Annotated in this window: 14 protein-coding genes; 7 read left to right on the top strand and 7 right to left on the bottom strand. The window is 67.0% G+C overall.

What is annotated here, in order from left to right; translation table 11 throughout:
• Positions 1-39: 39 nt before the first annotated feature.
• Positions 40-663, top strand: coding sequence for a 16S rRNA (guanine(966)-N(2))-methyltransferase RsmD (gene rsmD / locus AC4D2Q_RS13465; protein ID WP_490946991.1), 624 nt, complete (start codon positions 40-42; stop codon positions 661-663).
• An 8-nt stretch (positions 664-671) separates the two neighbouring features.
• Here the strand turns inward: rsmD and AC4D2Q_RS13460 are convergent, their stop codons facing one another.
• Both AC4D2Q_RS13460 and AC4D2Q_RS13455 read right to left on the bottom strand, forming a co-directional pair.
• Positions 672-1,475: a spermidine synthase gene (locus AC4D2Q_RS13460; RefSeq protein ID WP_490946988.1), complete on the bottom strand. Its 804-nt coding sequence runs from the start codon at positions 1,473-1,475 to the stop codon at positions 672-674.
• Positions 1,475-2,719 carry an aminotransferase class I/II-fold pyridoxal phosphate-dependent enzyme gene (locus AC4D2Q_RS13455; protein ID WP_490946986.1) on the bottom strand — a complete coding sequence of 415 codons (1,245 nt, stop codon included), beginning with the start codon at positions 2,717-2,719 and terminating at the stop codon, positions 1,475-1,477. The genes AC4D2Q_RS13460 and AC4D2Q_RS13455 overlap by 1 nt, the downstream gene beginning before the upstream one ends.
• Before the next feature lie 40 nt (positions 2,720-2,759).
• Between AC4D2Q_RS13455 and coaD the strand changes: the two genes are divergently transcribed.
• Both coaD and AC4D2Q_RS13445 read left to right on the top strand, forming a co-directional pair.
• Positions 2,760-3,239: a pantetheine-phosphate adenylyltransferase gene (gene coaD, locus AC4D2Q_RS13450; protein WP_490925944.1), complete on the top strand. Its 480-nt coding sequence runs from the start codon at positions 2,760-2,762 to the stop codon at positions 3,237-3,239.
• A gap of 37 nt (positions 3,240-3,276) precedes the next feature.
• Positions 3,277-4,551 (top strand): polysaccharide pyruvyl transferase family protein, encoded by a 1,275-nt coding sequence (locus tag AC4D2Q_RS13445; RefSeq protein ID WP_490946984.1) that lies wholly within the window; start codon positions 3,277-3,279, stop codon positions 4,549-4,551.
• 69 nt (positions 4,552-4,620) lie between these two features.
• Here AC4D2Q_RS13445 and AC4D2Q_RS13440 read toward each other — a convergent pair whose 3' ends face one another.
• Complete coding sequence (locus tag AC4D2Q_RS13440; RefSeq protein ID WP_490946982.1) at positions 4,621-5,274, bottom strand: YdcF family protein; 654 nt, start codon at positions 5,272-5,274, stop codon at positions 4,621-4,623.
• A 212-nt stretch (positions 5,275-5,486) separates the two neighbouring features.
• Between AC4D2Q_RS13440 and AC4D2Q_RS13435 the strand changes: the two genes are divergently transcribed.
• From AC4D2Q_RS13435 to mutM, 4 genes are all read left to right on the top strand, one after another.
• Positions 5,487-6,053 (top strand): YceD family protein, encoded by a 567-nt coding sequence (locus tag AC4D2Q_RS13435; RefSeq protein ID WP_400927882.1) that lies wholly within the window; start codon positions 5,487-5,489, stop codon positions 6,051-6,053.
• A gap of 2 nt (positions 6,054-6,055) precedes the next feature.
• Entirely contained in the window at positions 6,056-6,259 is a 204-nt protein-coding gene (gene rpmF / locus AC4D2Q_RS13430; protein ID WP_055240805.1) for a 50S ribosomal protein L32, read from the top strand.
• A 72-nt stretch (positions 6,260-6,331) separates the two neighbouring features.
• Positions 6,332-7,033, top strand: a complete 702-nt coding sequence (rnc, locus tag AC4D2Q_RS13425) for a ribonuclease III (RefSeq protein ID WP_490925940.1) — start codon at positions 6,332-6,334, stop codon at positions 7,031-7,033.
• A gap of 4 nt (positions 7,034-7,037) precedes the next feature.
• Positions 7,038-8,036 (top strand): bifunctional DNA-formamidopyrimidine glycosylase/DNA-(apurinic or apyrimidinic site) lyase, encoded by a 999-nt coding sequence (gene mutM / locus AC4D2Q_RS13420; protein WP_490946980.1) that lies wholly within the window; start codon positions 7,038-7,040, stop codon positions 8,034-8,036.
• Positions 8,037-8,625: 589 nt separating this feature from the next.
• On the opposite strand, the gene AC4D2Q_RS13415 is transcribed toward mutM, so the two are convergent.
• The 4 genes from AC4D2Q_RS13415 to AC4D2Q_RS13400 are packed head-to-tail and all read right to left on the bottom strand — an operon-like array spanning position 8,626 to position 14,222.
• Complete coding sequence (locus AC4D2Q_RS13415; protein WP_490946978.1) at positions 8,626-9,444, bottom strand: serine hydrolase domain-containing protein; 819 nt, start codon at positions 9,442-9,444, stop codon at positions 8,626-8,628.
• Positions 9,445-9,481: 37 nt separating this feature from the next.
• Positions 9,482-10,564, bottom strand: a complete 1,083-nt coding sequence (locus AC4D2Q_RS13410) for an NAD-dependent epimerase/dehydratase family protein (RefSeq protein ID WP_490946976.1) — start codon at positions 10,562-10,564, stop codon at positions 9,482-9,484.
• Entirely contained in the window at positions 10,561-13,200 is a 2,640-nt protein-coding gene (locus AC4D2Q_RS13405; protein ID WP_490946973.1) for an alpha/beta fold hydrolase, read from the bottom strand. The genes AC4D2Q_RS13410 and AC4D2Q_RS13405 overlap by 4 nt, the downstream gene beginning before the upstream one ends.
• Positions 13,194-14,222: a 3-oxoacyl-ACP synthase III gene (locus AC4D2Q_RS13400; RefSeq protein WP_490926034.1), complete on the bottom strand. Its 1,029-nt coding sequence runs from the start codon at positions 14,220-14,222 to the stop codon at positions 13,194-13,196. Before AC4D2Q_RS13400 ends, AC4D2Q_RS13405 begins: the two co-directional genes overlap by 7 nt.
• Between the last annotated feature and the right edge of the window lie 204 nt (positions 14,223-14,426).

Here is a 14,426-nt window from a genome sequence, read left to right as displayed (position 1 = left end):
CTGTCCGGGCATTGATCCAAAGCCCGATAAAGTGAAGGCATGAGCCGCATCATTGCCGGAACCGCCGGCGGAACCTCCCTGACCAGTGTTCCCGGAACAGGAACCCGCCCCACCACGGACCGGGTGAAGGAAGCCCTTTTCTCCCGGCTGGAGTCCTACGACGTGCTGGCAGGGGCCCGCGTGCTGGACCTTTTTGCGGGATCCGGCGCCTTGGGCGTGGAAAGCGCCAGCCGCGGAGCCGTTTCGGTGGACCTGGTGGAACTGGCGGACAAAGCCGCCGGCACCTGCAAGCAGAACGCCAAGCTGATCAATGACGCCGCCGGCCGCACTGTAGTCAGCGTCCACCGTGCCAAGGCCGACACCTACCTGCTGCGGGTGCCCGCGGACGTCACCTGGGACGTGGTGTTTATGGATCCGCCCTATGACCTGGACGAGGATGACCTGAACTCCGTGCTCCGGGCACTGCCGCCGCACCTGGGCGAGGGCGCCGTCGTCGTTCTGGAACGCTCCACCCGCTCACCTGAACCCGCGTGGCCGGCTGGAATGGAACGCTTCAGCGAACGCAAGTACGGGGAAACCACGCTGTGGTTTGCCGAGCCGGCACAGGCCGACGACGACAATGCCGACGACGACGCCGCTGCGCAGGCAGACGGCGCCTCCTAGGAACCCGGCTAGGAACCCGACGCGAAGACGTCCAGCCGCTCACCGGTCAGGACGTCGGCCGGATGCGGACCTGCGGCAAGCAGCTGCGCCGTCCACTCTTCGGGCCAGGGGAAGGCCGTGGCAGCCAGCACAATGTTGCCCGGGAAACGTCCGGTGAACATGGATTTCTCGGCCAGCGCGGCCAGCCCCGCCCCGGGGATTGAGGACATGCCCTCCTGTAGGGCGCGGACCTGCCGGCGGGCAAACGCGAGCCCGGGATCATCTCCCACATTCACCAGCAAAACCCCGGCGGAGGAGAGCAGCGCTGCCGCCTCCGCATAGAACTCGGGCGTGGTCAGGTGCTCCGGTGCGTCCGCCCCGGCGAAGACATCCAGCACAATGGCGTCAAAGGACCCCGGTTCCCAGCGGGACAGCGCGTCGCGGGCGTCGCCGATGACGGTTTCCAGCACGGTGCCCTCCGGCAGCGGCAGATGCGCCAGCACAAAGTCCAGCAGCTCCCGCTCCAGCTCCACGGCCGCCTGCCTGGACCCCGGCCGGGTGGCCTGCAGATAGCGGGTGAGGGTCAGCGCACCGGCGCCCAGATGAAGGGTCCGCAGCGGCTGCCCGGCGGGGGCGGCCAGATCCAGCACGTTGCCGATCCGGCGCAGGTACTCGTAAAAGATTTCCTCGGGGTGGGCCAGGTTGACATGCGACTGCTCGGCACCGCCGATGCTGAGCACCCGGGCTCCGGGAGTGAATCCGTCGTCGGTGATGGTGGCGTGCGCGCCGATGTTGCGCAGCAGCCGTGACGGGGTTTTGTCCTGCGCGGCCATCAGAGCACCTGTCCCAGCTTGGAAATGCGGTTGGCTGCTTCCTGCAGCACCTCGGTTTTCTTGCAGAAGGCAAAGCGCAGCAGCGAGCTGGTCCGGCGGGCGCCGTCGTCGTGGCAGAACACCGCCACCGGAATCGCACCCACCCCCACCAGCTCCGGCAGCCGGCGCGCCAGCGCCGTGGCGTCAGTGATGCCCAGGGGCGCGACGTCGGCGTTGACGAAGTACGTTCCCTGCGGTTCGAAGACGGTCAGTCCGGCGGCGCGCAGCCCTTCGCTGAGGACATCCCGCTTGCCCTGCAGGGTCGAAGCGATGCCGGTGAAGAACTCATCCTCCAGGCCCAGCCCCAGGGCAATGGCGCTCTGGAACGGGGTGCCGGAGCTGTAGCTGAGGAAGGATTTGACGGCGCGGACGGCGGCCACCAGCTCCGCGGGGCCGGAGAGCCAGCCGATCTTCCAGCCGGTGAAGGAGAAGGTCTTTCCTGCAGAGGAGATGGTCAGGGTGCGCTCGGCGGCGCCCGGAAGGGTGGCCACCGGAACGTGCCGCGGTCCGAAGGTGAGGTGCTCGTACACCTCGTCGGTAACAATCACGGCGTTGTACTTGGCGGCGAGCTCCACGATCCGCTGCAGGGTTTCGGCGGGAAAGACGGCGCCGGTGGGGTTGTGCGGATTGTTCACCAGCACCATCCGGGTGCGTTCAGAGAAGGATTCCTCAAGGGTGGCCAGGTCCGGCTGGAAGTCCGGAGCTCGCAGCGGCGCCGTGGTGTGCGTGGCTCCGCTGAGCCCGATCATGGCGCCGTAGGAGTCATAGAACGGCTCGAAGGTCAGGACCTCGTCACCGGGGCCGGTGAGCGCGAGCAGCGCAGCAGCTATGGCCTCGGTGGCACCGGTGCTGATGATGATCTGGGTGTCCGGGTCCAGGGACAGGCCGTAGAAACGTTCCTGATGGGCGGCGACGGCGTTGCGCAGCACCGGCAGGCCTTGCCCGGGCGCATACTGGTTGGCTCCGGCACTGATCGCTTCGCGTGCCGCGTTGCTGATGACCGACGGTCCGTCCTCGTCAGGGAATCCCTGGCCCAGGTTGATGGCGTTGTGCTTGCCGGACAGGAGCGTGATCTCCTCGAAAATGGTCACCCCCAGGGCGCCGTCCGGGCCAAGCAGGTTGGCGCCGGCTGCGGTGCGCTGCCAGGGAGGGATTCCCGGCGCTGCATCGGAGCGGAGAAGCGGGGCGGGGCGGGGAGAACTCATGCCTTCCAGTATTACTGCTGGAACCGGGTAGATTCGATCTATGCGACGCGCTGTATGCCCCGGATCCTATGACCCCATCCATAACGGACACGTAGAGGTGATCGCACGGGCCGCCAGCCTGTTCGATGAAGTCCTTGTAGCGGTGTCCACGAATTACTCCAAGAAGTACCGGTTTTCCGGGACCGAACGCCTTGCCATGGCGCGGGAAACCCTCGGCGGGCTGCGCGGTGTCTCGGTGGTGCCCATGGGCGAGGGGCTGCTGGCCGACTTCTGCCGCCAGCAGGGCGTGGACGCCATTGTGAAGGGCCTGCGGTCGGTGCAGGACTACCAGTACGAGCTGCCGATGGCCGTCATGAACCGTCACCTCACCGGCGTCGAAACCGTGTTCCTGCCGGCTGAAAACCGCTACGCGCATCTGTCCTCCACCCTGATCAAGGAAGTTTCCTCCCTGGGCGGTGACGTGAAGGAGCTGGTGCCCCGCGCCTCCTACCGGCGGCTGGTCCAGGAACAGGGCGCCTAGCGGCATGTCCGGCCAGGTTCGACCCTTCCCTTCCCGCGTGTGGTCCCCGGCAAAGCCGGCCCCGGAGCCCGTGGTCCTCGAGCTGGCGGGCCTGCGGTTTCTGCTGGAGCTTGTGGAAGTGAACGACGGCGACCGCGGCTTTCGGACGGCGGTGTCCGTCAGGGCAGCGGGGGAAAGCGGCGGCGGGGTTGAAACGCCGGCACCGGATACCTTTCCGGGGGCCGCCCTGCTGCGCAGTGCACTGGTTGGCGCAGCCCGGCTGGTCCGCGATGACGGGGCCGCGGAATCCGCAGAGGCTGCGAAGACATCCGGCACTGAGCGGCACCTTTTTCCCTGCCTGCCGCAGGGGGCATCTCCCGGGGAGCAACAGGCGGCGCTCGCGGACGTCCGGCGGCGGCTGCCGGGACTGCTGACGCCGTCGGCCGGGGTGGCTGCGGGGAACCGGAAGGTGCCCGAGGGTCACGTGAACCTGCTGTGGTGGGACGAACGCAGCAACTTTGGAGACGCCGTCGGGCCCTGGTTGGTGCGTCGGATCACTGGGTTGAAGCCGGTCAATGGCTGGCGCCGGAGCCTTGACGTTCCGCCGCTGGCGGCAGTGGGTTCCACGGCAGGCTGGCTTGAGCAGGACGGCACGCAGGTATGGGGCGCGGGCCTGATGCGGGCGCTGGATGCGGCGGCGGTCGAACGCCTGGCAACACTGCGCGGAATCCGGATCCATGCCGTCCGGGGCAAGCTCACGGCTGCTGAACTGCGCTCGCAGCTGGGGTGGACAGTCCCGGAAATATACGGTGATCCTGCGCTGCTGCTTCCGCGTTTCCTGCCGGTGCCGGACGGGCAGCCGTCCCAGGGCAAAGTGGCAGTGGTGCCGCATCTTGATCATCGGGGAATCCTTGGCGCCGCCGGCCGCGGGCCTGTTGACCAAGGCCCGGATGCGCAAGACCTGGATGTGCGCGGCCCGGATGCGCGGGTCCACGTGGTGGACGCCCGGCAGGGGATGGAGCAGGTGGTCCGGGAGATCGCCGGAGCCAGGGCCTGCATCTCCAGCTCGCTGCACGGGATCATCGTGGCCCAGGCTTACGGGGTGCCGTGGACCTGGGTGCGCATCAGCGACGCCGTCATTGCGGGAGACACCTTCAAATTCCGGGACTTCTTCAGCACCATCCGGGAATCCGAGGTCTCCCGCGTTGACGTCACCGCGGCCCAGGCCGGGGAGCTGGATCCGATTTTGCTGGCACGCACTGCAACCCTGCCCCGGCTGCAGATTTCGCTGGACGCGCTGCTGGAGGCCTTTCCGCTGCCCCAGCGGGCATAGCCGCGGCAGCCGACGCCGCCGCCGTCGTGCCGCCCGCTGAGGAGGCCAGGATGTATTGCCGCAGGGGGATCAGATTCTGTTGGCGCAGGTTGGACGGAGCGCCGCGGCTGCGAGGCCGCCGGTTTCCTCCACGAACCTGCCCAGCCACTGCTTGGCCGAAAGGTCCGGATTCGTGGCCACCATGGTGATTTTCGCCGTCGAGCACTGGGAAAGGTTCGTTGCCGCACGCAGCAGGTGGTAGCGGGAGGTGACGACAATCAAATCGTCCCAGCCGTTGTCCGCGGCCAGGCGGGCTATGGCGCGGGCTTCGCCGCGTGTGGTCATGGGCTCCGGGAAGAAGCAGGTGACAGCGGCGCTGCCGGGGTCCTCGGAGACGGTGTCGCCGGCGGTGTAGTCACAGTACAAATCGGTGATTCGGTTGCCGGGGGTCTCGGTGCTGGAGAGCACCAGTTCCGGTGCCCGGCCCTCAAGGGCCAGTTGGCGTCCCACCGGGAAGCGTTCCGCCGCAGCTCCTGCGAGGACCACCACGGCGTCGGCCTTTCCTCCATCGCCGGCGTGCGCAAGGTCGCCCTCCGTCGGGTAATAAAAGAGGTTGAGGGAGGCGAAAAGCCAGATAAGGGCGGAGGAAACCACGGCGGCAACCGCCGCATCAACACTCCGCGGAACCCCGCGCTGGAGCCGCTGCACCAGGCGGTGCGGCAGGGCGCGGAGGAGGGGAAGCATGGCGTCAGCCTATGCGAGCTGGACCCCGGCCGGTAAACCGGCGGCCGCATGGGCTGTAAACTGGAACGAGCAGCCCGCACCTTGCCCTAACCGGCAGCGGAACGGCGCAGTTTGAGAGAATCGGCCGTATCAGGCTAAGATGATATGTCGGTCTATGTTCTACAGGAGTTCTCATTAGCGTTCAGTCGCGGATTTATCCGGGTTCGTCGCCCTTGGCCATTAGTGTCAAGGATCTCGGGCGCAGCCCGGGTGTCATGCGGACTATGCACGAACATGTTCCGGCACCGAAGGACTTCGGTGTTGCGCTTATCGGCGTGCCGGAAGGATCAGATCTTGATCTGGACCTGAGGTTCGAAGCCGTGCACGAGGGGATTTTAGTATCCGGAACCGTCATCGCTCCTGTTCAGGGAGAATGCGGACGGTGCCTGAAGCCCATCGCGTACGACGAAGAAGTCGATGTGCAGGAACTCTTCTACTACGAGGACGCTGAGTCTTTCGGAACAGAAGAGGAAGAAGAGCAACACCGGATCGAGCGAGATGTCATCGATCTTGAGCCGGTTTTGCGGGACGCAGTGGTCACCACCCTGCCGTTCCAGCCGGTGTGCCGGGAGGACTGCGAAGGCCTTTGCTCCGAATGCGGAGCGCGCCTTGAGGAGGATCCGGGTCACCACCACCAAACAGTGGATCCTCGCTGGGCAGCCCTCTCCGGGCTGGCTGGCAGCGCTGCAGAGAATTCTGCAGCAACAAGTACAGAGTCAGACGAGAGAGAAGAGAGTTAGTCGTGGCTGTTCCCAAGCGGAAAATGTCCCGCTCGAATACGCGTGCACGCCGGTCCCAGTGGAAGGCAACTGCCCCCAACCTGGTAAAGACCGTTGAGAACGGCCGCGTTACCTACAGCCTGCCTCACCAGGCCAAGGTCGTGACCGACTCAGCTGGTACCGCGCTGTTCCTTGAATACAAGGGCCGCAAGGTAGCGGACGTCTAAAACAGTGTTCTCTTTCCGGCACGGGCAGCCGGGCCGGGAGTTGAATACTGCTTTTCGGGTCAAAACCAAAAAGTGAAGAATACTGAAGAGCTTTTGAAGCGTCTCGGTGTCGATATCGACGCCGGGACGCTTCGTCTTGCACTCACACACCGTTCCTACGCCTACGAGCAGGGCGGCATCCCCACGAACGAGCGCCTGGAGTTCCTGGGCGACTCGATCCTGGGCTTCTCCGTGACCGACGCGCTGTACCGGGACAACCCGGACCTGTCCGAGGGGGAGCTGGCCAAGCGCCGCTCCGCCGTCGTCAGCACGCGCGCCCTGGCCGGCGTTGCCCGCGAACTCGAATTGGGCCAGTACATCCTGCTGGGCCAGGGTGAAAAGCTGACCAATGGCCGGGACAAGTCCTCCATTCTGGCGGACACCACCGAAGCCGTGATCGGCGCCGTTTACCTCTGCCACGGGATTGAAACCGCCCGTGCCATGGTGATGCGCCTGATTGGCCCGCTGCTGCGCGACGCCGACGCCCTGGGTGCCGGCACCGACTGGAAGACCTCCATCCAGGAGATCGCAGCCAGCCGGAAGCTCGGCGACATTGAATACAAGGTCACCGGATCCGGTCCCGACCACTCCCGCAGCTTCGTTGCCGTGCTCCACATCGGCGAGAAGCCTTACGGCAGCGGCGTGGGCCATTCCAAGAAGGAAGCCGAGCAGGAAGCTGCCGCCGCCACCTGGAAGATAATCTGCCCCTCGGGTTCTACGGCCGCCGGAGCCTAGCTCCGTGCCCGAACTGCCCGAAGTGGAAGTGGTCCGCCGCGGACTGGCCTCATGGGTCCGCGGCCGGACCATCACCGGCGTCGACATCCTCGACCCGCGCTCCGTGCGCCGCCATGCGGCCGGCCCCGAAGATCTGCGCGGCAACCTCGAGGGCGCCGTGGTCACCGATGTGGTGCGCCGTGGCAAATTCCTGTGGATGCCGCTGCTTGAGGACCCCGCCTCCCGTCCGGTTTCCCCTCCCTCCGCGGACCCGCACGACGACGGCGTACCCCGGCTGGCGCTGATGGCGCACCTGGGCATGAGCGGGCAGCTGCTCATGGAAGACCCGCACCTGCCGGATGAGAAGCACCTCAAGGTCCGCTTTCGCCTCAGCCCTGCCGTGTCTGCCGACGGAACCCCGATGCCTGCCGAGCTGCGCTTCGTGGATCAGCGGATCTTCGGGGGAGTCTTCCTCACTGATCTGCTGCCGACCCCCGACGGTGCGCCCGGCGGACTGTCCGAAACCGAGCTGCCGCTGATCCCCGAAGAGGCAGCTCACATTGCCCGGGATTCGCTGGATCCGGCGTTCTCCTTCGACGAGTTTTACGTCCGGCTGCGTAAACGCCGCACCGGCATCAAGCGGGCCCTGCTGGACCAGGGTCTGGTCTCCGGTGTCGGGAACATCTACGCGGACGAGTCCCTCTGGGCCGCGAAGCTGCACTTTGCCCGGCCCACAGACACCATGCGCCGAGCCGATGCCCTGCGCCTAATCGAGTCCGCCCGCGACGTCATGACCCGGGCGCTGGCCGCCGGCGGAACGAGCTTCGACTCCCTGTACGTGAACGTGAACGGCGCATCCGGTTACTTCTCGCGGTCCCTGAACGCCTACGGACGCGAGGGCGAGCCCTGTCCCCGGTGCGCGTCGCTGGGGCTGAATACCCTGATCCGGCGGGATTCGTTCATGAACCGTTCCTCGTACAGCTGTCCGGTCTGTCAGCCGCGGCCCCGGAACGGGCGCTGGTAAAGGACTTTCTTGGCTGCGGCGGGCCCCTCGTGAGTGCTTAGGGGCGCAGGGGCCGGAACCCGCCGTCTGCTGTACAGATAACGTGCTTATCCCCCCGGTTTAGGGCCGTTATCTGTACAAAGGACGCCGTCCTGGGCCCGTTACGCCCGTTATCTGTACACCGGACGCTGTGCTGGGCCGGTTTGGGCCGGTATCTGTACAACGGATGCCGTGCTGCGCCGGATACGCCCGTTATCTGTACAACGGACGCCGTGCTGGGCCGATTTGGACCGGTACGCCCGGGTTGAGGCCCTGCCCGCACCGAGTGGGATGCTCCGGCGGCGTGCCTGCGGGTGGATTGCTCGGTGGACAGCTCTGCTGACTTCTCCCTGTTCTCAACTGCCCTACCTGCACTCGGGAAGAAACGCCGACGTCTCCGCACGCCTAGGCTGCCGACCCGATCCTTCGTGCAGATAACGGCGTGTGGAAAAATCCTTCGTGCAGATGCGGGGCCTAAATCGTCGAAAATCGGCCGAATGAGCCCGGTATGTGCACGAAGGACTCCGGCAGAGCCCGAGTGAGCACTCACCGCCGGCCCGGAGGAACCGAATTAGGCGCCGCGAAGCTCCGCCAGCACACCGTCGGTGAAGGGCGGCCAGACCTCTGCGGCCCAGGGACCGAAGTCGCGGTCGGTCAGGGCGACGGCGGCAGCACCGGCGTCGGGGTCGACCCACAGGAACGTGCCGGACTGGCCGAAGTGCCCGAACGTCCGCGGTGAGCTGGTGGCACCGGTCCAGTGCGGGGATTTCGAATTGCGGATCTCGAAGCCCAGCCCCCAGTCGTTTTCCTTCTGGCGCCCAAACCCGGGAAGCACGCCCGCCAGACCCGGGAAGACCACCGTGGTTGCTTCGGCCAGACGCCCGGGAGCGGTGAGCACCGGCTGCTGCAGCTCAGCGGCGAACCGGGACAGATCGGCCACGGTGGATATTGCGCCGGCAGCGGGGGAGCCCTCCAACGCGGTGGAATTCATGCCCAGCGGAACGAACACACCCTCGCGCAGATAATCGGCCACCGAAATGCCCGTGGCCTCCTCCAGGGTTTCGCCCAGCACTTCAAAGCCCGCATTGGAATAGAGCCGGCGGGTGCCCGGGGCGAAGCGGACGGTGCGTTCGGCGAAGTCATACCCGCCCGAATGCGCCAGCAGGTGCCGGACAGTGGAACCCTCGGGTCCGGCCGGCTGATCCAGTTCCAGGGCCCCTTCATCCAGAGCGACGAGCATGCCGTAGGCGGTCAGCAGCTTGGTGACGGATGCCAGCGGAAAACGCCGCTCGACGTCGCCGTGCATGCCGGCCACGGTGCCGTCAGCCAGGACGACGGCGGCGGCAGCGTTCTCCACCGGCCAGTTGTCGATTGCCCTGACGCTGTCCATGAACATCTCCTGCTGTGTAGAGGGGTGAAATAGCCGCTTAGGCTGCGGTGCCGCCGTAGTGGGCCGCGAGCCGGCGCATGCCGTCCTCCACGGTCACTTCGGGTGTCCAGTCCAGCACTTCGCGGGTGCGGCGCTGGTCAAACCAGTGCGAGGTGGAAAGCTGCTCGGCCAAAAAACGCGTCATGGGCGGCTCATCGTGGACCAATCCGCGGGTGCCGGCGGCCAGCCAGGCCCGCTCGATCACGGATCCGGCGCTGCGGGCCAGCCAGCCCGGAACGCTCCACGCCGGCGGCGTGACTCCGGCGGCGGTGCAGATGCCGGCCAGCAGTTCTCCCACCGGACGCGGCTGGCCGTTGGTGACCACCAGGGCCTGCCCGTGCGCGTGGTCCATGCGTTCGAGGCCGCGGACAATCGCCGCTGCAGCGTTGGCAATATAGGTGGTGTCGATCAGGGCAGTACCGCCGTTGAGCAGCGGGAGCCGGCCGGACCGGGCACGGTCAATAACCCGCTCCACCAGCTGCGTGTCCCCGGGACCCCAGACAATGTGCGGCCGGATGGCTCCGACCCGGAACGACGGCGAATCCTCGGCCAGTGCGAGCAGCTCGGCCGCGGCCTTGGACCGGGCATAGAATCCGCGTGCGCGCTCCGGATCGGCGGTTCCGGCACCGGCACCGGCAATGGGTTCGCCAAAGTGGGCCACCGAGGGGGAGGAGACAAACACGAAGTCCCGGACACCGGCAGCCTTGGCCGCCTCAATCAGCGTGCGCGTGCCGGTGATGTTGGTGTCCACGAAGTCCTGCCACTCTCCGGTGAAGGAGACCTTCGCGGCCAGGTGTACGACGGCGTCCATTCCCTCCGCGGCGCGGGCTGCGGCCGCGGGGTCGGAGACGGAACCGGCAACGGATTCAATCCCGGCAGCCGCGTTTCCTGACGGAGCTGCTGTTCCGGCCGGAGTTCCGGCAGGAACAGCAGCGGCCATCGGAGTGCGCTGGAGCGTCCGGACCGTGTGGCCCTTTTCCGCCAGCAGCCGGGCTACGGCTCCGCCGAGCAGTCCGCTGGCGCCGGTCACCAGGACGCGCCGGCCGGCCAGGGGTGCGGCAGGCCCGGAAACAGAACTCATTTGCGTCCGCCCGTGCCGGGCACCTTGGCGCTTCCGCCGGCCAGGATTGTGTCAGCCCAGCAGGCCAGGGCAGTGCGGTCAATCTTGGAATTGTGCCGGATGTCGGTAGGCATGGCGGGAAGCACGAGCACGGCCGCGAGCTCGAGCCCGGCCCCGGCGGACACAGCCGTGCGCACGGCGGCGGCCAGGTCCTGCGGGGCAGTGCCGGGCCGGCGCACGGGATCTGCCAGTTCCAGCACGGCCACCGGAACCTGGATTCCGGCAGGGCCAACGCCGACGACGGCGGCACGCCCCACGGCGGCCACTGACTCGGCGGCCTGCTCGGCGGCCACCGGGGTGACCACGCCGTCGGCCGTGGTGAGGATATGCCCCAGGCGGCCTTCGACCCAGAGCCGGCCCTGCTCATCCAGATGCCCGACGTCGCCGGTGCGGTGCCAGCCCGGCAGCGACGCGCTCTTGGACTCGGTGATCCAGAGCCGGTCGTAGCGGTCCTTGACGTGCGGCGCGGAAACCAGGATTTCACCGGTGAGGCCGGGTTCCACGAGCGGAGTGTCGCCCACGGATCCGTCCGCTGACAGGGCCGCGATGGCCACCTGCGCACCGGAGACCGGCGTACCGACGCAGACACCGTTGCCGGCACCAGCGGCCCGGATTTCCTCGAGGCTGATGTCCGTCACCGGCAGTGCCTCGGTCATTCCGTACGGGGTATGCAGTTCCGCGTTGGGCGTGAGTTCGGAAACGCGTGCCAGCAGCGGCTCGGGAATGGGCGCGCCGGCCGAAAGCAGCAGTTCCACCCGCTGCAGGGCCTTGCGCTGGTCCGGATCCAGGTCCCCGGATGTGGCCAGCACGTTGACCAGGGCTGCCGGGGACGCAAACACCGTGGTGGCACCCACGGCGGCGGCGGCGTCGGCCAGTGCCGCAGCCGTGAGCGTCCGCGGCGAGGTGACGTCCATGTCAGGGGTCACCGAGGTGGCGCCCAGCGCCGGACCCAGGAGGGCAAACGGCGCAAACCCGGCGACCAGCGAGGTGCCGGCCTGCAGGTTGTAGGTGTTCTTCAGTGCGTCACGCATGGCCGTGAGCTGGCGGTGCGTGTAGACCACGCCCTTGGCCGGCCCGGTGGAGCCGGAGGTGAAGAGCACTGCGGCGTCCGCATCGGGATCGGTGTGCAGCAGCGGCACGTCGCTGTTCTCGCCGGCGGTAATCAGCTCGGGCACCGAGTGCTGAACGCCCAGGAGGCGGGCCTTCACGGGGGAGAGCGTTTCAGCGCTGATCCGGATACCCGGCCAGCCAAAGACCTTGGCACCGATCAGGGCACGCTCAATGCCGACAATGTAGGCCGGCCCGGCGCCCTTGATCGCACGTCCCATGCCCTTGGTGCCCAGTCCGGCGTCGGCGACCACAATCACTGCGCCCAGACGCAGGCAGGCGTAGATCAGGGAGGTGAGTTCAATTCCCGGCGGAACGAGCAGGTTCACGCGGTCCCCGGCTTTGACACCGGCGGCGGACAGGCCCGCGGCGAGGCGGTTCACGCGCGTGGCAAGCTCGGCCCAGGACAGGGTGGAGGGGGCGCTGCCGGCGGGGGAGCCCAGCGGTGCCATGTCGACGACGGCGGCTGTGGAGTCGTCGTCGCGCTCGTCCAGTTCGGCGAGCATGGGCCGGAAAACGGCGAGTCCGGCGGCGTCCCGGCCGCGGATCTCCTGGTTTTCCGTGCCCGGGCCCTTCTCCAGCCAGCTGAAGATGGGGGCGGTGATGTCCACGTCCTCCGGCAGCAGGTGGCTGGCGCCTTCGAAGCGGTGCACGTCCGCGTCGGGCAGGCGGTCCATCAGGTCCCGCAGGTAGCGGTCGGAGAAGACCGGATCCTTGGGGCCCCACAGCATAAGCGCGGGAACGTTCAGCGACTTGATTCCGTCGGCCACCCGGTTCAGGGTGCGCCAGCTCGGATGAGTGGACTCGGCGGGAATGTCGGCCACAAAGTTCGCGACGCCGGCACGGCGGGCAGCGCCGCGGTACGGCGCTGCGAAGGCTTTCCGCACGTCCGGAGCCAGCGCCGGTGAGGCCAGGGAATGGGTGACGCGGATGAAGGCATCGGTGGTTCGGGTGCCCCAGCCGTGGACGGCGGGATGCAGGGCCAGCTGCAGGGCCGGCGGAACGTTGAACCCGGCCGGGTGCACTGCTGTGTTGGTCAGGATGATGCCGGCGAGAGAGCTGCGGTGCTTCAGCGCCCAGCCCAGGGAAATGATGCCGCCCCAGTCGTGGCCGACGGTGATGACTTTGCCGGTCAGGTTCAGCGCATCGGTGAGGTTCCCGAGGTCGGTGATCCGGTCCTCAAGACGCCGGAAGACGCCGGTGCGGGCGGAGAAACCCATGTCCAGCTGGTCGACGGCGATGACCCGCCACGGCTTTTCCGCCGTGGCGCCTGCGGCCAGCAGGCTGCGCCAGAGGTAGGACCAGGTGGGGTTGCCGTGCACGCACAGCAGGGTGCCGGCCGGCTCGACGCCGCGGGCCGCGAGGTCCGCGCCGTTGTCCAGCACATGCCACTTGTGGACGGTTCCGGGACGGTCAACTGCCGCCGTCGAAGGCACCGGGACAAAAGAAGACCAGGATTCCGCAACGCCGGGCCAAAGCTCCGCTACCACGCAATCTCCATCATCGTGGTGTTCAGGCCCGAGCCCACGCCCATGCACAGCACCCGGTCACCCGGGTTCAGCGTGCGGGCTTCCTGGGCCAGGGTCATCGGCAGCGATGCCGGTCCCACATTGCCCCAGCGCGGGAACGTGATAGGCACCCGTTCGCGGACCAGGTCCACCGCCTTGATGATGGCGTTGGTGTAGGAGTTGGAGACCTGGTGGGTGACGTAGCGGTCCATGGAACGCCAGTTCCATCCCTGGTCATCATGGGCCTCGTTCCAGGCGTCCACCACGAGTTCCAGGCCGCCGTCCAGCAGGCCCTTGGTGTCGGTGTACATGCCGTCCACGCCGCCAACGCACAGTTCATGGTGCTGGGTTCCGGCACGGGAAACACCGCCCACAATGCGGTGCGAGCCCGGATGCTCGTCTGCCCGGCCGATCACCGCGGCGGCGGCGCCCGAGCCCAGGGTCAGCGTCGCGAACTCGCGCAGGTAGTCCTGACGCGTTGAGTCCGGGCTGTTCAGCCGCCGGAAGGTGGCTTCCTGCGTGCCCTGCGCATCTTCGCCGGCCACGATCAGGGCGTACTTGATCTGCCCGGACTCGATCATGTTGGCGGCCATGGTGATGCCGTTGACGAAGCCCAGGCAAGCATTGGCCAGGTCAAAGTTCAGGGCGGAGGAGGGCAGCCCAAGCTGATGGTGGATCTTCACCGCCACTGAGGGTTCAAGGTTCCGCCGGGTCACCGAAGTATTGATCAGCAGCCCGATTTCCGAGGGTTCCACCCCGGCTTCGGCAATCGCCTTGGCGCCCGCCTCGATGGCGGCGTCGTCGAATTCCGTGCCCGGCGCCCACCAGCGGCGTTCGCTGACACCGGCCACCCGTTCAAGGAGGCGTTTGGAAAGACGCAGCCGTTTGAGGGACGGTGCCAGCCGTTCGTCAAATTCAGCTGAGGTCATAACCACCGGTGCTTCAACGCTTGTGACGCTGAGAAGAGCCGTGTTGTTGTGCTGGAAGTTGAAGTTCCCGGTCAAAATGCCTGCCTTGTCTCTTGCTGAAGTGATCACACCTGCCGGCTGGGGGAAGCCTGGCTTCACGTCTTGATTCACTTGTTCCTTAGAGAATCCTACGTACCCCGTGAGGCCAAAGGGACGCACAGTGCGGGATTACGCTCTGCGAGTACTGCAGTTAAGTCTCAGGCACCAAGTAGATTGAGGGAATCACCCGACAGCAGGAAA

It is taken from the genome of Arthrobacter sp. TJ-178, assembly GCF_058269275.1.
The sequence above is the reverse complement of the archived record's forward strand: the minus strand, read 5'-3'. Positions and strand labels throughout refer to the sequence as shown.